A 17,361-nucleotide genomic window follows, 5' to 3' on the forward strand; every position below is an offset into this window, starting at 1 on the left:
CTTTTCTTTTTCAAGAGGTAGTTCAAAAAGTCCGCTTTTGATCACGATGTAATACAGATTACGAACCGATACAACCGGTTGTCATGGGGGTGGAATAATCGGCATGTCGGATAACAGAATGCGATTCGAGTTGTTAATGAAGCAGGCCGGCGTTCCTGCGGAGCTGGCGGAAGGAAGTTATCATGATGCCAGGATCGAGCGGGTCGAGTGCAGCCGTTCCAATCGGGAGTGGACGATCCATATCGGCAAGGCGTCGGTAGCGCCGGCGGAGGCCTATCGTTCCTTTTGTCTCCGCGTGCAGGAGAAGCTGTCCCATATCGCCAAGATTCGAATTATTTTTCATTATGATGAAAATGTGAGCAATGCGGAGATCGTTGAAGCCTATTGGGGGCTGTTCGTCGAATGGGTCAAGCGGGAAGTCGCGTCGGTCAACGGCTGGCTGCATCGCGCCAAGGTCGATGTGGAAGGGGATCTGGTCAAGCTGACGCTGGCCGAAGCGACGACATTGGAGCTCGCCAAGAAGAAGCAGATTGACAGCTATGCCGCTCAATTTTTCCAGACGTATTTCACCCGTTCCCTGCGCTTCACGATGCAGAGAGGCAGCTTCGATGCGGATGCTTATGAGGCCTTCCAGGCCAAGCTCATTGAGGAAGAGCGGCAAGTCGTCCAGCAGATGATGGTGGAAGCCGAGCGCGAGGCGGCTGAAGCGGCCGGTTCCGGGGAAGCGCCGGAACGTCTCCATGTCGGCTACGATATCAAGGACGATGCGACGCCGATTAAGGATATTCAGGATGAGGAGAAGCGGATCACGGTCCAGGGAGCCGTCTTCGGACTCGAAATGAAAGAGCTGCGGAACGGCAGTACGCTGTTCACCTTCAATGTGACGGACTTCACCGATTCGCTCATGATGAAGATGTTCGCGAAGACCAAAGACGATCTCGCCATGCTTAGCCTGATCGCCAACGGCAAATGGGTGAAGGCGCGCGGACGCGTGGAGTACGATCGCTTCATGACCGTGCCGGAGCTTGTCATGATTCCTTCGGACTTGAACGAAGTAACGCCGCCTGCGGAGCGGCAGGATACGGCAGAGGAGAAGCGGGTCGAATTCCATCTCCATTCCACGATGAGCACGATGGATGCGGTCGCGCCGATTGACGCTTATATTAAGCAGGCGGCCAAATGGGGTCACAAAGCGATTGCCGTCACAGATCACGCCAACGTGCAATGCTATCCGGAAGCGGCCAAGGCGGCCAAGAAGCATGGCTTGAAAATGATCTACGGGCTGGAAGCGAACGTCATCAATGACGATCTGGAAGTGGTCATGAACGCCGAGCCCCGCAACTTGAAGGAAGCGGTCTATGTCGTGTTCGATATCGAGACGACGGGTCTGTCGGTCACGAATACGAAGATGACGGAGATCGCCGGGGTCAAAATGCAGGACGGCAAGGAGATCGATCGATACGCCAGCTTCGTCAATCCGCATGAGCCGATTCCTTACCATATTCAGCAGCTGACGAATATTACGGATGAGATGGTGAAGGATGCTCCGGATATCGATCAGGTGCTGCGCGAGTTCACGGAATTCGTCGGCGATGCGATCTTGGTCGCGCATAACGCGAGGTTCGACGTCGGGTATGTGCAGTACAATCTGAAGAAGCTGGGCATGCCGGAGTTGAACAACCCGGTCATCGATACACTGGAGCTGGCCCGGCTGATCCATCCGACGCTGAAAAACCACCGCCTGAATACGCTGGCGGATAAATATAAGGTGTCGCTGGAAAACCATCACCGCGCCATTGACGATACGATTGCGCTCTTCGGCATTTTGAACGGGTTGCTGAAGGACGCGCAGGCGATCTACGGCATAGAGATGCTCGACCGTTTGAATGATTATGTCGGCCAGAATCTGAAGAACGCGCGGCCGTTCCACTGCAATATTTACGCGTTGAACGGCGTCGGCAAGAAAAATTTATATAAGCTCGTATCGCTGTCGCATACCGAATACTTCAATCGGGTCGCCTGCATTCCGAAGAGCAAGCTTGTGGAGATGCGGGAAGGGCTGCTGCTGATGTCGGGCTGCGAAAAGGGCGAGTTCTTCGAGACCGTGCTCAACAAATCGATCGAAGAGGCGGAGCAGGTGGCAGAGTTCTATGACGTGCTGGAGATTCAACCGCTGACGATGTATATGCACCTGGTCGATAAAGGACTTGTCGCCTCCAAGCAGCACGTCGAGGAGGCGCTCCGCAAAATTGTCCAGATTGGGGAAAAGCTGAACAAGCCGGTGGTGGCTACGGGCAACGCGCACTATCTCAACCCAAGGGACAAGCTGTTCCGCGATATTACGATTCACGGCATCACGGGCTTCAGCCCGCTTAAAGATATGCGCAAGCCGGATGCCCATTTCCGCACGACCACGGAAATGCTGCAGGAATTCGAGTTCCTCGGCAAAGAGACGGCCTACGATGTCGTCGTGCGCAATACGAATCAGCTCGCGGATCGGTTCGAGGATCTGGTCCTGTTCCCGGACAAGCTGTTCACCCCGATTCTCGAAGGGGCAGACGATGAAATTCGGACGACATGCTACCGGACGGCGGAGGAAATCTATGGCACGCCGCTGCCGGATATCGTCGTCAAGCGGCTTGAAAAAGAGTTGGAGCCGATTATCAAGTACGGCTTCTCCGCCAACTATCTGATCTCTGAGCGGCTCGTCAAAAAATCAAATGAAGACGGCTATCTCGTCGGTTCGCGGGGCTCCGTCGGCTCTTCCGTCGTCGCGACCTTCCTCGGCATCTCCGAGGTTAACCCGCTGCCGCCGCATTATATATGCAAGAATCCGGAATGCAAGCACAGCGAGTGGATTACGGACGGAAGCGTGCCGAGCGGCTTCGACCTTCCGGACAAGCAGTGCCCGCAATGCGGACAGATGCTGAAGGGCGAGGGCCAGGACATCCCGTTCGAGACGTTCCTCGGCTTCAAGGGCGACAAAGTTCCCGATATCGACTTGAACTTCTCGGGGGAGTACCAGCCGCATGCCCATAACTTCACGAAGATTATGTTCGGCGAGAAGAGCGTATTCCGCGCGGGGACGATCGGAACGGTGGCGGAGAAGACGGCGTTCGGCTTCGCCAAAAAATATGAGGAATCGCACGGGAAATCATGGCGGGGCGCCGAGCTGAACCGGCTGGCGGCCGGCTGCACCGGGGTGAAGCGGAGCACCGGACAGCATCCGGGCGGGATCGTCGTCGTCCCGGATTACATGGAAGTGGAGGATATTACTCCGGTCCAATATCCGGCGGACGATACGTCGGCAGAATGGAAGACGACCCATTTCGACTATCACGCCTTCGACGCGAATCTGCTCAAGCTCGATATTCTCGGACACGATGATCCGACGATGATGCGGATGCTGCAGGACCTGACCGGCGTCGATCCGACGACGATTCCGATGAACGACCCGAAGGTGATGAGCTTGTTCAATTCGACGGACGCCCTGGGCGTCTCGCCGGACAAGATACGCACGCCAGTCGCTACCTACGGGATCCCGGAGATGGGAACGCGATTCGTCCGGCAGATGCTCGTAGAAGCGCAGCCTTCCTCGTTCGCGGATTTGCTGCAAATCTCGGGCTTGTCCCACGGGACAGGCGTATGGCTCGGCAATGCGCAGGAGCTGATCAAGAACGGGGTCTGCACGATCAAGACGGTCATCGGCTGCCGGGACGAGATTATGCTGTACTTAATCTACAAGGCGGGAATGGATGCCGGCCTCGCCTTCAAAATCACCGAGAGCGTGCGGAAGGGGAAAGGGCTGACTCCGGAATGGATCGAAGAGATGAAGCGGTGCAACGTGCCGCAATGGTATATTGATTCCTGTCTCAAGATCCAGTACATGTTCCCGAAAGCGCACGCCGCGGCGTATGTTATCTCGGCGGTGCGGACCGCGTACTTCAAGCTCTATCATCCGATTGAATTCTATGCGACGTACTTCACGGTGCGCGCGGAAGATTTCGATATCGAGCTGTGCTGCCAGGGCTATGATGCGATCAACCGCAAGATCAGCGAGATCGAAGCGAAGGGATTCCAGGCGACGACGAAGGAGAAGAGCATGGTATCGATTCTGGAGATGGCGCTCGAAATGACCGCCCGCGGGTTCACATTCAAGCCGATCGATCTGTACCGGTCCGATGCGACCCGCTTCCAGGTGGACGAAGGCGCGCTCATCCCGCCGTTCTCGGCCGTGCAGGGCATCGGGGAGAATGCGGCGCGCAATATCGCGGCTTCCCGCGAGGCGGGAGAATTCCTGTCCGTGGAGGACTTCCAGAACCGCTCCAAGGCGACGAAAACGATCGTGGAGCTGCTGAGCCAGATGGGCTGCTTCCGCGGTCTGCCGGAGAGCAATCAGCTATCGCTGTTCTGACCAGGAGCTTCAAGCGGCGGCGGGCTCATTCCCGGAAGGCAGAGGATGGGATTGCCCTTGCCATTCCGTATAGGGCTATGATATAATTTTTTTGGTAATCATGTGGATAAATCCGTTGCGCAAAGAGTGGGGAAACCCACTCTTTCATATTTGCGTGCGGATTCTGAAATATACAGCAACTATTTCCAACTATGCAGGAGGTCCTTGAATTTGAGTTCACCGAACATTAAATCGGTAGTCGAAAGCATGATCACGCCGTATTTGGAGGAGAACGGTTTTGAACTGGTCGACATTGAGTATGTCAAAGAAGGCAGCAGCTGGTTTTTGCGCATCTTTGTCGATAAAGAGGGCGGCATCGATATCGAGGACTGCGGGCGCATCAGCGAGTACGCAAGCCAGAAGCTGGATGAGACCGATCCGATCGAGGATGCTTATTTCTTGGAGGTATCGTCTCCGGGAGCGGAACGCCCGTTGAAAAAGCCGCAGGATGTGGCCAAGTCGGTTGGCAAGCATGTATTTGTCACTACATACGAGCCGATTGGCGGATTGAAGGAGTTCGAGGGAGAACTGGTGTCGTTCGACGGCGAGACGATGGTTGTTCAGGTTGGCGGCAAAGACCGCGCCATCCCGTATAACAAAGTAGCCAGCGCGCGACTTGCGATTGTCTTTTAACAGGAAGTACCCGTTCAAAGAGGCCGGTTTTCAGCACCGGCAAGACTGCTTGAACTTGCATCCTTTTTGAACTGAACAGGAATCAGGCCGTGACCGGTCGAAAGGGGGAGCTAACCAATCATGAGTATGGATTTTATTGAAGCGTTGACCGAAATTGAACGAGAAAAAGGAATTAGCAAGGATGTATTGATTGAGGCGATTGAAGCGGCTCTTATTTCGAGCTACAAGCGGAACTTCAACACCGCGCAAAATGTACGTGTCGACGTGAACCGCGCGACGGGCGTCATCAAAGTCTTCGCCCGCAAGACGGTCGTGGACGAGGTTCTCGACCCTCGTCTCGAGATCTCGCTTCACGCCGCCCGCGAGATGAACCCGAATTACCAGCTGGATGACATATGCGAGATCGAAGTGACGCCGCGCGATTTCGGCCGCATTGCGGCCCAGACGGCGAAGCAGGTCGTCACCCAGCGCATCCGCGAGGCGGAGCGCGGCCTTATCTATAACGCATTCATCGACAAGGCGGAAGATATCGTGACCGGTATCGTGCAGCGTCAAGATATGCGCAACGTCTTCGTCGACCTGGGCAAGGTGGAAGCCGTTCTGCCGCTGAATGAATTGATGCCGAACGAGAAGTTCAAGCACGGGGATCGGGTCAAGGCATATATTACGAAGGTGGAAAATACGACAAAAGGACCGCAAATCGTCTTGTCCCGGACGCATCCGGGTCTGTTGAAGCGCCTGTTCGAGCTGGAAGTGCCTGAAATCTTCGACGGGGTCGTCGAAATCAAGTCGGTCGCGCGCGAAGCGGGGCAGCGCTCCAAAATCGCTGTCCATTCCCGCAACGAAGAGGTAGATCCGGTAGGGTCCTGCGTCGGACCGAAAGGAATGCGGGTGCAGACGATTGTGAATGAGCTGCGCGGCGAGAAGATCGATATCGTCCGCTGGTCGGATGATGTGAAGGAGTATGTCGCCAATGCGCTCAGCCCTTCCAAAGTCGTCGATGTCACTGTGTACGAAGCCGAGAAGATGGCACGGGTTATCGTGCCGGATTATCAATTGTCGCTCGCTATCGGCATCAAAGGCCAGAATGCGCGCCTCGCCGCCAAGCTGACCGGATGGAAGATTGATATCAAGAGCGAGTCTCAGGCAGAGCAGGAGCCTGTCCAGGACGAGAGCGGCATAGCGGAAGACACAGACAGCTTCGATAGCTTCGAAGAATAACACCGAAGGCGCGACCATCGCCATATGTTCGGTCGCAGCCTCCGCCGGAAGCTCGATCGGATCGTAAGGGGGAATGAGTCATGAGAACAAGGAAGGTTCCGCTGCGCAAATGCGTCGCCTGTCAAGAAATGATGCCGAAAAAAGAACTGATCCGCGTCGTCCGGACGCCGGAAGACGAAGTCCTCATTGATTTGACCGGCAAGAAATCGGGCCGCGGCGCTTACTTGTGCGGGAAGCTGTCCTGCTTCAAGCTGGCGCATAAATCGCGGGCTTTGGACAGAGCGTTGAAGCATCAGGTGCAGCCTGAAATCTATGATCAGCTTGCGCAAGATTTCATCAAGGTGGAAGATGAATTCAATGCGTTGAAGGAACAGGTGGACGATGATGAGTAAGCTGATGTCCCAGCTCGGCCTTGCTCAACGGGCGGGCAAGCTGGTGACGGGCGACGAGATTGTCCTCAAGGCGATTCGCGGCAGCCAGGCTCAGCTCGTCATCGTAGCGGGGGATGCATCCGAGAACACGAAGAAGAAGTTTCGGGATAAGTGCAAATCGTACGGTATTCCGTTGGCCATCGGATTTGACAGAGACAGGCTGGGAGGCAGCATCGGCAAGCCGGAGCGGGTCGTGCTGGCTGTATTGGACGGCGGATTTGCGACCATGATGCGGAACGGACTGAAAACTATGTCGGAGGTGGAGTATATTGAGTAAACAAGAGAAGGACAATAAAGATAAATTGAGAGTTTACGAATATGCCAAATCGCTCAATATGAGCAGCAAGGAAATTATTACGATACTAAAGCGTTTGAACATTCCAGTCAACAACCATATGAGCGTAATGGAGAATGATGCCGTGAAGAAGGTCGAACAGTTTTTCCGTGATGTAAAAGCAAATGCGCAAGCCAAGCGAGAAGGAGGGCAACCTTCGAAGCCGCAAGCGCAGACGAGCCAAGCGGGAACGAAGCAGACCGAAGCGGCGAAAAAGCCGGAACAGCACAAAGAATCGAACGACAGACCGCAAGGCCAGCGCGGCTCGCGCGACGGGCAGCGCCAACCGCAGCGCGGCGAGCAGCAGCGCGAAGGCAATCGCGGGCAAGCGGGACGCAATTCAGATCGCAATGCGCAGCGTGGCGGAGGCGGTCAACGAGATCAACAGAGACAGGGCGAGAAGCAAACGACAATGAATACGAGACCGAACCAAACCAACAACAGACCGGGCGGGCAGGATTCAACACAACGCAAGCCTCAGGGCGGAACGAACAATACGAACCGTGGCGGCGGACAGGGCGGATCAGCGAACAATCAGAACCGCGGCGGCGGCCAAGGCGGCCAAGGACAAGGCGGCCAAGGACAACGGCAAGGAAAGCCCGGCAATGCGGCAGCTTCGAACCGTTCCAACCCGCCGCGCCGCTTCGAGGATTCCAACGCGAAGGACGGCAAGCGGAACAATAAGCCAGGCAACCGCCGCTTCGACGACAACAACAAGTTCGGCGGTTCCCGGGGCGGACAAGGCCGCGGCCGCAACAAAGGCCGGAACAACCATCAGCAGCAGGATCGCCGCGAGAAAATCGACAACACACCGAAGAAAATTATTGTTCGCGGTGCGATGACGGTTGGAGAACTGGCGAAGCTGCTTCATAAGGACGCTTCCGAGGTCATCAAGAAGCTGTTGTTCCTCGGTGTTATGGCGACGATCAACCAGGAAGTCGATCTGGACACGATCCAGCTGATTGCCGATGAGTTCAAGGTCGAAGTCGATCTGAAGCTTCCGGCTATCGAGGATCCGTTCGAAGCAGAGGAAGAAATGGACGACGAGGCCGATCTGATGGAGCGTCCGCCGGTCGTTACGATTATGGGCCACGTCGACCACGGGAAGACGACGCTGCTCGATGCTATCCGCAAGACGAACGTTACTAGCGGCGAAGCGGGCGGCATTACCCAGCATATCGGTGCATATCAAGTTGAATTCAATCAGAAAAAGATCACGTTCCTGGATACCCCGGGCCACGAAGCGTTCACGCTGATGCGGGCGCGCGGCGCGCAGGTAACGGATATTACGATTATCGTCGTCGCTGCAGATGACGGCGTCATGCCGCAGACGGTAGAGGCGATCAGCCACGCGAAGGCGGCCAACGTTCCGATCATCGTCGCTGTCAACAAAATTGACAAGCCCGAGGCGAATCCGGATCGCGTGAAGCAGGAATTGACAGAGTATGAGCTCGTTCCGGAGGAGTGGGGCGGAGATACGATCTTCGTCAACGTATCCGCGAAGCAGCGCATGGGTCTGGAAGAACTGCTTGAAATGATTCTGCTCGTCGCCGAGGTCAATGAATTCAAGGCGAACCCGGACAAACTGGCCCGCGGGACCGTCATTGAAGCCGAGCTCGACAAGGGACGCGGCCCGGTTGCCCGCATTCTCGTGCAGCATGGCACCTTGCGCGTCGGTGACGCGTTCGTCGCAGGCACCTGCTTCGGGCGGGTTCGCGCGATGGTCAATGACAAGGGACGCCGGCTCAAGGAGGCAGGCCCGTCGACGCCGGTCGAGATTACCGGTCTGACGGACGTTCCGCAAGCGGGTGATCCGTTCATGGCGTTCGAGGAAGAGCGCAAAGCCCGCTCCATCGCCGAGAAGCGCGCGACGACGCTTCGGGAAAGCCAGTGGGGTGCGAACTCCCGCGTCACCTTGGACGATCTGTTCAAGCATATTAAGGAAGGCGAGATGAAGGAACTAAACGTCATCATCAAGGCGGACGTTCAAGGATCGGTAGAAGCGCTGCGCGGATCGCTCGAGAAGATCGATGTCGAGGGCGTGCGTGTCAAGATCATTCATTCCGGCGCCGGGGCGATTACCGAATCGGATATTATTCTCGCAACGGCATCCAACGCGATTGTTGTCGGCTTCAACGTGCGTCCGGACGCGCAAGCGAAAGCGACGGCCGATCAAGAGAAGGTGGACATCCGTCTGCACCGCGTAATCTATTCCATCGTGGAAGAGATTGAACAAGCGATGAAGGGGATGCTCGATCCGGAGTACAAGGAAGTCGTCATCGGACACGCGGAAGTGCGCAATACGTTCAAGGTCGGCAAGGTCGGAACGATCGCCGGCTGTATGGTCACGCAGGGCAAGATTTCGCGTTCTGCCGATGCTCGCCTGATTCGCGACGGCATCGTCGTGTTCGACGGCAAGATCGACTCCTTGAAGCGCTTCAAGGATGATGCCAAGGAAGTGGCGCAAGGCTACGAGTGCGGAATTATGCTGGAGAAGTTCAATGACATCAAGGAAGGCGACATTATCGAGGCGTTCGTCATGGAAGCCGTTGAGCGATAATCGTGCGGCCTGACCTTTGGCAGCATATTGATGAACCAACTAACGAAATGAGGTGTATCCCATGGCAAACTTCCGATCCGGACGGGTTGGCGAACAGATGAAGAAGGAGCTGAGCCAGCTTATCCAATTGGAATTAAAAGATCCTCGAATCGGGTTTGTCACGGTGACAGGCGTCGAAGTGACGAATGACCTGTCGCTGGCCAGAGTCTATCTCAGTGTGATGGGGACGGAAGAAGAAAAGGAAGATACGATCAAAGCACTGGAAAAGGCCAGCGGTTTTCTCCGATCCGAGATCGGCAAGCGAATCCGTCTGCGCCATACGCCGGAGCTATCGTTCAAGATTGATGCTTCCATTGAATACGGCAGCCGGATAGAAAAGCTGCTTGGCGATATTCGCGACGATCATGAGACGACATAAATGCAAATGAAGGACTGAACAGGCAAATCGAGCTTCCGGCTCGATTTGCCTGTCTTCACGGAGGTGCCTATGGCAGAAATGTTATCCGACCGTTACGCAGAAGATATCGAGCGGGCATGCGAGTTCCTGCGATCATGTGACGATGTGCTCGTCGTATCGCATGTGCAGCCGGACGGGGATGCGATCAGCTCTACACTCGTCATCGGCTGGCTGTTGGACAAATGGAACAAAACATATCGGCTTGTCAACGAGAACGGTGTGCCGGGCCGCCTGGCGGACTTGCCGATGGCCGAGCAGATTGGCAGTTACGCGGATGCAGAAGAAGATCCGGAGAACAAATATTCGACGGTCATATGCGTGGATTGCGCCGACTATGCCCGGATCGGGAAGATAGCGAACTGGGTCGCCCCGGATGCCCGCATCTTGAATATTGATCATCATCCGACCAATGATCGCTATGGCGAGGCGGCGCTTATCCGCCATGATGCCGCAGCGACGGCGGAGATTCTGTACGATCTTCTGCTGGCAGCGGGCGTCGAGCTGGACGAGCAGGTCGGGACGATGCTCTATACCGGGCTGCTGACCGATACGGGCGGCTTCCGCTACAGCAATACGACTCCGCATGTGATGAGCGTGGCTTCCGAGCTGCTGAAGCTGGGGGTGCAAGGGAACGCGATCGCGGAACGGCTGCTGGAGACGATGTCCATGGCGCAGCTGAAGCTGATACAATGCGGATTGTCCCGGCTAACCTTTACCCCGGATCAGCGAATCGGCTGGCTCTTCATCACGCCGGATGATATGCGGGAGACGGGAGCGGTCAATGAAGACCTGGAAGGTCTCGTTAATTATGCCCGCAATGTCGAAGGCGTCGACGTCGGGCTGCTGTTCAAGCAAATTGATGATCGGAGCGTCAAGGTGAGCATGCGTTCTTCGGAGCGCGTCGATGTCTCCGCGATTGCGCAATCGTTCGGTGGCGGGGGGCATGTCCGGGCTGCCGGCTGCAAAGTATCCGGCACGCTGGATGATATCATTATTCAAGTAGTGGAACGGGTGAAACAAGAATTATGACAGAGCTTCATGGTGTTCTTCCGGTATGGAAGCCGGCAGGCTGGACGTCGCACGATGTCGTGGCCAAAGTCCGCCGGCTCATTCGGGAAAAGCGGATCGGGCATACGGGCACGCTCGACCCTCAAGTCGTGGGGGTCCTGCCGTTATGCGTCGGCAGAGCGACCCGACTGGTTGAATATTTGCAGGAAATGCCGAAGGAGTATGAAGCGACGCTGCGGCTTGGCGTGTCGACCGATACGGAGGATATGTCAGGCGAAGTGGTGGAACGCGCCGATGCATCCCATGTGACCGAAGCGATGGTCAAGGAAGCGCTGCTGTCGTTCATCGGGCCCATCGAACAGGTTCCTCCCATGTACTCCGCCGTCAAGGTGAACGGCAAGCGGCTGTACGAGCTGGCGCGCGAAGGCAAGACCGTGGAGCGCAAGCCACGTCAAGTGACGATCCATCATATCGAGCTGATCGGAATGACGCTTGGCGGCGCGGAACCGGAGGTGCGGTTCCGTGTTCAATGCTCCAAGGGAACGTACATACGCACCCTGTGCGTCGACGTCGGACGGAAGCTGGGGGTGCCGGCGACAATGGCGGAATTGATCCGGACCCGCTCCGCCAACTTCGGGGAAGAGGACAGCTTCACCTTCGCCCAGATTGAAGAAGCGATGGCGGCCGGAACGCTGGGACAGCTGCTGATTCCGATGGATCGCGCCGTCTCGCATTTTCCCGAGCTGCGGGTCGCTCCCGCCTTCGCGCCGCATGCGGTTCAGGGCAAGGGCATACCGGAACGAGGGCTGAACGTTCCGCCTTTGACGAATTGCATCTATCGGTTGTATGATGAAGAAGGAACTTTTTTCGGCTTGTATCATAAGCCGGACACGGAGCAGGTGCTGCGTCCGATCAAGGTCTTCGTGCCTTAATCGTTCCGCGCAAGGAGGGGATACCCTTTTTGCGCTGTCCTTTGCCCTGTTTTGTGAAACAGATAACATACCGAAATGTATGCTAGAACCGGTTTTGTGGGAACAACTACCAAGATGGGAACGGCGGTTGTGTGCAACCGGAAATACGAATGCAGGGGCTCTGATTACAAATGGAAAAGATAGTGATACATGCAACAGACGGACATGCGGAATGGATGGCGTGGCAGCAGCCGCAAGTGGTGATCCTGGGTCATTTCGACGGCATACACGCCGGCCATGTGAAGGTGATTGAGCGGGGGCTGAAGTATGGGCGGGAGCATGGTCTGCCTGTCGCCCTGATGACCTTCCACCCTCATCCGAAGGCGGTATTCGGCGATGAACGGTATGCAAGATGCTTGACTCCGCCGAAGGAGAAGGAACGGATTCTGGCCCAGCTCGGAATCGATCGCTTGTACATCATAGACTTCAATCTGAGCTTCGCCCAGCTGCAGGCCCGCAAGTTCGCGGACTGCCTGTGCAATCTCGGCGTGAAGCATGCCGTGGTCGGCTTCGATAACCGGTTCGGCCATCGCGGAGAAGGCTCGGCCGAGCTGCTGGCCGAATGGGGAGAGGGCTGCTTCTCCGTCGATATCGTGCCGGCCCACAACGATAACGATGCGAAGGTAAGCAGCACCCGTATCCGCCAATGCCTTGCCGAAGGCCAGATCACGAAGGCCAATCAATTGCTGGCCCGTCCTTATCTGCTCCGCGGGACGGTCATCCATGGCGATGCCCGCGGCCGCACGATCGGCTTCCCGACCGCGAATGTGGACCTGGATGAACCCTATGTCATTCCAAAAAACGGCGTCTATGCCGTCAAAGTGAAGGTTGGCGGAAAGTGGCATGACGGCGTGATGAACATCGGCTTGAAGCCGACCTTCAAGAGCGGGGAGACGAGACCTTCGATCGAGGCGCATCTGTTCGACTTCGATGCGGACATTTACGGGGAAGAAGTGACCGTTGCCGTCATGGATTTCCTGCGAGCCGAGCAGAAGTTCGACGGCATCGCGGCGCTCGTCGCCCAGATCACGGCGGATGCCGAGGAAGCCCGTCGACGGCTGGCTTCGATTGAGGGTGCGCCAGCATTGGAGAGCGTATTTCAGGGGTAGTATCGGCTGCTGCCGAAATACATCGAGAATCTGCGTTTACTTTTAAATCTGATAGTGATATACTAGTAACGTTGTCGTGAATACGCGGCAATAGCCTTAGCTTGGTTGCTCGATCTCACCGACGGTAACGAGGCTATCGGCTGAATTGATAACATATTGGGAGGTGAATAGGATGGCATTGACTCAAGAGCGCAAGCAACAGCTCATTGACACGCATAAGACGCACGAATCGGATACTGGATCTCCGGAAGTGCAGATCGCTATCCTTACTGAGAACATCGTTAATTTGACGGATCACTTGCGGACACATAAGAAAGACCATCATTCCCGCCGCGGATTGTTGAAAATGGTCGGTCAACGCCGTAAGCTTCTTGCTTACTTGAAGAAGAAGGATGTTAAACGTTACAGCGCATTGATCGAGAAGCTCGGACTGCGCCGTTAATAGCAAGAACCTCTAAGCAGCCTGGTTGTTCATCCCGCCTGACAGTGCGGCATGCAGCCGGGTTGCTTTTTAACGATGGGGCGGAAATTTTGCCCGCTTGCATCGATGCGATGGAGATGATATCAGGCGCGAGGCTGGACGAGCCCCGGCCCGACTGCCTGTTGATACATAATCCTAAATGAACCACATCTCACTGATCTGCCGATTGTTTCCGGGCTCACATATCCCCCCCCTTGTTTTTTCAGACGGGATGCAGGAGATAATGGTAGGTGTAACGAAGATAACTATGCGTAGAACTTAAGGAGGGATCCGATGAACCGCATCGAGATGGAACTTGGCGGAAGACCGCTTGTACTCGAGACGGGACGATTGGCGAAGCAGGCCAACGGCGCCGTCAAGGTTCAATACGGTGACACGGTCGTCCTATGTACCGTGACCGCTTCGAAGGAACCAAAAGATTTAGACTTTTTTCCGCTAACCGTGAATTATGAAGAGCGTCTGTATTCCGTGGGCAAGATTCCCGGGGGATTCATCAAGCGGGAAGGACGTCCGAGCGAGAAGGCGATTCTGGCCAGCCGTCTTATTGACCGCCCGATTCGCCCGTTGTTCCCGGACGGCTTCCGCAATGACGTTCAGATTGTCGATCTCGTCATGAGCGTCGATCAGGATTGCCCGCCAGAGATGGCGGCCATGATTGGAACGTCCGCTGCGCTGTCGATCTCCGATGTGCCGTTCAACGGCCCGATCGGAGGGGTTATCGTCGGCCGGATTGACGGTCAATTCATCATTAACCCTACCGTGGAGCAAGAAGAGAAGACCGACATTCACGTCACGGTCGCAGGCACGAAGGATGCGATCATGATGGTCGAAGCGGAAGCGAACGAAGTGCCGGAAGAAGTGATGCTGGAAGCAATCATGTTCGGCCACGATGAGATTCGCAAGATTGTCGACGTGATCGAGCGCTTCACCGAGATGGCCGGAACAGCGAAGATGGAGGTCAAGCTCCATGCCGTTGACACCGACGTCAATGCGGCGGTGCGCGCATTTGCGCAGGAGCGCCTGGTGGAAGCGATCCGCATTCCGGAGAAGCATGCGCGCCAGGATGCGATCGATGCCATCAACCAGGAAGCGGTTGAGCATTTTGAAGCCCAGTATATCGAGTCCCCTGAGCTTATGGATGATGTGAAGGAGACCCTGTACGACATTGTCAAGGAAGAAGTGCGCCGCTTGATTACGCATGAGAAATTGCGCCCGGACGGCCGCAAGCTGGATGAGATCCGCCCGATCGAGTGCGATACGAGCTTGCTACCGCGCACGCACGGATCAGGTCTGTTCACGCGGGGCCAGACTCAGGCACTGAGCATCTGTACGCTGGGTGCGCTGGGCGATGTGCAGATTCTGGATGGCATCTCGCTGGAAGAATCGAAGCGCTTCATGCATCATTATAACTTCCCGCCGTTCTCCGTAGGGGAAGCTCGTCCATTGCGTGCGCCAGGCCGCCGTGAGATTGGACATGGCGCTCTCGGTGAACGCGCGCTGTCCAAGGTCATTCCGCCGGAGTCGGATTTCCCGTACACGATCCGTCTCGTCTCTGAGGTGCTGGAATCGAACGGGTCCACTTCCCAGGCCAGCATCTGCGCGAGCACGCTGGCGATGATGGATGCAGGGGTTCCGATCAAAGCGCCGGTAGCCGGCATCGCGATGGGGCTTATCAAGGACGGCGAGCATTTCTCGATTCTGTCCGATATTCAAGGGATGGAAGATCATCTTGGAGATATGGACTTCAAAGTGGCAGGGACCGCCGAAGGGGTTACCGCCATCCAGATGGACATCAAAATCGACGGCATTGACCGCAGTATATTAACGCAAGCTTTGGCGCAAGCGCGTGAAGGGCGCATGTTCATCCTGGACAAGATGCTTCAGGTCATCGACAAGCCGCGCGAGACGCTGTCTCCGTATGCGCCTAAGATTTTGATCATGCAGATCAATCCGGACAAAATCCGCGACGTCATCGGCGCAGGCGGCAAGGTGGTTAACAAAATCATCGATGAGACCGGCGTCAAAATCGATATCGAGCAGGATGGCCGCATCTTCATTGCATCGCCGAATGAAGAGTCCAATATTCGCGCCCGCGATATGATCGAAGCGATCGTCAAGGAAGTCGTCGTCGGCGAAGTATATACCGGAACGGTGAAGCGGATTGAGAAGTTCGGCGCGTTCGTGGAGATTCTTCCTGGCAAGGAAGGGCTCGTTCATATTTCGCAAATGGCGGCTGAGCGCATCGCGAAGGTGGAGGATGTCGCTTCCATCGGCGATAAGATCGAAGTCAAGGTTGTCGAGATTGATCAACAAGGCCGCATCAATCTGTCGCGCCGCGTATTGCTTGAACCGGCACAGCCGGAAGGGGCAGCGCCTGCAGACGGAAGCGCATCGGATCGTCCGCGCAGCGGAGGGCGTCCGCCGCATGGAGGATCGCGTCCAAGAGGACCGCGCCCGCCACGGCCGCAATCGTAAGAAGGCAAGAACAGCATAGATACAAGGAAAGAGGCAGACTGGTTTCTGGCTCTTTTTTTGCGTTCATGTTTTTTATTGGTTCGAGCGAGTCCCGTCTTCCGCCGCATAACTAAGCCCGATTTGGCATAGAATCAGAAGGACAAACTGTGGAAAGGAATGGACTCAATGCGGCCAGTCACACGAAAATGGATCTTCATCATCGTTGCCTTTATAGGGGTGCTATATATCGGAACGGGAACAGAAGCCGGATCTTTCATTAAAGAGCGCAAAGCGGTGCTCGCTATCAGCGAGGCATATCAGCCGAAAGAGGCGGAAGCTCTGGAGCAGCTCCCGTTGAAGGAACGGATTGCGGAGGAGGCCAAAAGCAAATATATCGCACCGATCGACGCGCGAATCGACCGGGTCTGGAAAGCGATACCGGGGTACAACGGGCTGGAGGTTGATCTCGAGCGAACATACGAAGCCAATAAAGCGAAGCGGGCAGGCACCGATATCACATGGGTCATGCGAGAGCTTCCGCCGCGGGTGAAGCTTGATCAATTGGAGCCGCAGCCGATCTATCGCGGCAATCCGAATAAGAAGATGGCCGGGCTGATGATTAATGTCGCTTGGGGGAACGAGCATATCGAACCGATGCTGGCTACCCTCAAGGAAGAAAAAGTGAAGGCGACGTTCTTCCTTGATGGCAGCTGGCTGAAAAAAAATCCGGAGATGGCGAAGCGGATTCAGGAGGAAGGGCATGAGCTTGAGAATCATGCCTATTCCCATCCGAACATGAGCGAGCTGAGCGCGGGCTTGCAGGCCCAGCAAATCGAGAAAACGAAGCGCTTGCTGGAGACGACCCTCCAAGTGAAGAACAAATGGTTCGCGCCTCCATCCGGCGACTTCAACGCGCTGACGGTTCAAACCGCGCATGCGCACGGATTGAAGACCGTTCTCTGGACGGTGGACACCGTCGATTGGAAACATCCGAATCCTTCCGACGTCATTCGCAAAATCGACGCGAAGGTAGAGCCCGGCTCCCTCATTCTGATGCATCCCACGCCTTCCTCCAAGGCCGCGCTGCAAGGCATCATCCGCACGATTCGCAGCAAAGGCATATTGCCCGGAACGGTCAGCGAGACGCTGTCCGAGAAGCGGCTCGACTTGGAGTTGGTTGAGCCGCGTTAAGTTTTTTGGTAGGATTAGAGAGGCAACAAGGATTGAACTTCGGATGAGGAGGATTGCC

Annotated in this window: 13 protein-coding genes; all 13 read left to right on the forward strand. The window is 55.9% G+C overall.

Annotation, left to right across the window (positions count from 1 at the left end; all coding sequences use genetic code 11):
* Nucleotides 1-103: 103 nt before the first annotated feature.
* The 13 genes from NNL35_RS13860 (at nt 104) to NNL35_RS13920 (ending at nt 17,303) form a co-directional block, all read left to right on the forward strand.
* Entirely contained in the window at nt 104-4,414 is a 4,311-nt protein-coding gene (locus NNL35_RS13860; RefSeq protein WP_420832856.1) for a PolC-type DNA polymerase III, read from the forward strand.
* Between the two features lie 210 nt (nt 4,415-4,624).
* Nucleotides 4,625-5,086: a ribosome maturation factor RimP gene (gene rimP, locus NNL35_RS13865; RefSeq protein ID WP_111155390.1), complete on the forward strand. Its 462-nt coding sequence runs from the start codon at nt 4,625-4,627 to the stop codon at nt 5,084-5,086.
* Nucleotides 5,087-5,206: 120 nt separating this feature from the next.
* Nucleotides 5,207-6,307: a transcription termination factor NusA gene (gene nusA, locus NNL35_RS13870; RefSeq protein ID WP_133380674.1), complete on the forward strand. Its 1,101-nt coding sequence runs from the start codon at nt 5,207-5,209 to the stop codon at nt 6,305-6,307.
* A gap of 80 nt (nt 6,308-6,387) precedes the next feature.
* Nucleotides 6,388-6,699: an RNase P modulator RnpM gene (gene rnpM, locus NNL35_RS13875; protein ID WP_254553477.1), complete on the forward strand. Its 312-nt coding sequence runs from the start codon at nt 6,388-6,390 to the stop codon at nt 6,697-6,699.
* Nucleotides 6,692-7,015 carry a L7Ae/L30e/S12e/Gadd45 family ribosomal protein gene (locus NNL35_RS13880; protein ID WP_006286772.1) on the forward strand — a complete coding sequence of 108 codons (324 nt, stop codon included), beginning with the start codon at nt 6,692-6,694 and terminating at the stop codon, nt 7,013-7,015. The genes rnpM and NNL35_RS13880 overlap by 8 nt, the downstream gene beginning before the upstream one ends.
* On the forward strand, nt 7,008-9,632 hold the full coding sequence (gene infB, locus NNL35_RS13885; RefSeq protein WP_254553478.1) for a translation initiation factor IF-2: 2,625 nt from the start codon (nt 7,008-7,010) through the stop codon (nt 9,630-9,632). Before NNL35_RS13880 ends, infB begins: the two co-directional genes overlap by 8 nt.
* A 61-nt stretch (nt 9,633-9,693) precedes the next feature.
* A complete protein-coding gene (rbfA, locus tag NNL35_RS13890) occupies nt 9,694-10,050 on the forward strand; it encodes a 30S ribosome-binding factor RbfA (RefSeq protein ID WP_254553479.1) in 357 nt (118 codons plus the stop codon).
* A 69-nt stretch (nt 10,051-10,119) separates the two neighbouring features.
* Nucleotides 10,120-11,118 (forward strand): DHH family phosphoesterase, encoded by a 999-nt coding sequence (locus tag NNL35_RS13895; protein ID WP_254553480.1) that lies wholly within the window; start codon nt 10,120-10,122, stop codon nt 11,116-11,118.
* Nucleotides 11,115-12,029 (forward strand): tRNA pseudouridine(55) synthase TruB, encoded by a 915-nt coding sequence (gene truB, locus NNL35_RS13900; protein WP_254553481.1) that lies wholly within the window; start codon nt 11,115-11,117, stop codon nt 12,027-12,029. Before NNL35_RS13895 ends, truB begins: the two co-directional genes overlap by 4 nt.
* A 182-nt stretch (nt 12,030-12,211) precedes the next feature.
* Entirely contained in the window at nt 12,212-13,177 is a 966-nt protein-coding gene (locus tag NNL35_RS13905; RefSeq protein ID WP_254553482.1) for a bifunctional riboflavin kinase/FAD synthetase, read from the forward strand.
* A gap of 172 nt (nt 13,178-13,349) precedes the next feature.
* Nucleotides 13,350-13,619 (forward strand): 30S ribosomal protein S15, encoded by a 270-nt coding sequence (rpsO, locus tag NNL35_RS13910; protein ID WP_133380680.1) that lies wholly within the window; start codon nt 13,350-13,352, stop codon nt 13,617-13,619.
* A 312-nt stretch (nt 13,620-13,931) separates the two neighbouring features.
* A complete protein-coding gene (gene pnp / locus NNL35_RS13915) occupies nt 13,932-16,133 on the forward strand; it encodes a polyribonucleotide nucleotidyltransferase (RefSeq protein ID WP_254553483.1) in 2,202 nt (733 codons plus the stop codon).
* A 156-nt stretch (nt 16,134-16,289) separates the two neighbouring features.
* Nucleotides 16,290-17,303 (forward strand): polysaccharide deacetylase family protein, encoded by a 1,014-nt coding sequence (locus NNL35_RS13920; RefSeq protein WP_254553484.1) that lies wholly within the window; start codon nt 16,290-16,292, stop codon nt 17,301-17,303.
* The last annotated feature ends 58 nt before the right edge of the window (nt 17,304-17,361 follow it).

This window comes from Paenibacillus dendritiformis, assembly GCF_945605565.1.
GTDB classification, from domain to species: domain Bacteria; phylum Bacillota; class Bacilli; order Paenibacillales; family Paenibacillaceae; genus Paenibacillus_B; species Paenibacillus_B dendritiformis_A.

Excerpts from the sequence above, each read along its gene's own strand:
- NNL35_RS13860 (WP_420832856.1), top strand. The coding sequence starts at position 104 with ATGTCGGATAACAGAATGCGATTCGAGTTGTTAATGAAGCAGGCCGGC.
- nusA (WP_133380674.1), top strand. The coding sequence starts at position 5,207 with ATGAGTATGGATTTTATTGAAGCGTTGACCGAAATTGAACGAGAAAAA.
- rnpM (WP_254553477.1), top strand. The coding sequence starts at position 6,388 with ATGAGAACAAGGAAGGTTCCGCTGCGCAAATGCGTCGCCTGTCAAGAA.
- NNL35_RS13880 (WP_006286772.1), top strand. The coding sequence starts at position 6,692 with ATGAGTAAGCTGATGTCCCAGCTCGGCCTTGCTCAACGGGCGGGCAAG.
- rbfA (WP_254553479.1), top strand. The coding sequence starts at position 9,694 with ATGGCAAACTTCCGATCCGGACGGGTTGGCGAACAGATGAAGAAGGAG.
- NNL35_RS13895 (WP_254553480.1), top strand. The coding sequence starts at position 10,120 with ATGGCAGAAATGTTATCCGACCGTTACGCAGAAGATATCGAGCGGGCA.
- truB (WP_254553481.1), top strand. The coding sequence starts at position 11,115 with ATGACAGAGCTTCATGGTGTTCTTCCGGTATGGAAGCCGGCAGGCTGG.
- rpsO (WP_133380680.1), top strand. The coding sequence starts at position 13,350 with ATGGCATTGACTCAAGAGCGCAAGCAACAGCTCATTGACACGCATAAG.
- pnp (WP_254553483.1), top strand. The coding sequence starts at position 13,932 with ATGAACCGCATCGAGATGGAACTTGGCGGAAGACCGCTTGTACTCGAG.
- NNL35_RS13920 (WP_254553484.1), top strand. The coding sequence starts at position 16,290 with ATGGACTCAATGCGGCCAGTCACACGAAAATGGATCTTCATCATCGTT.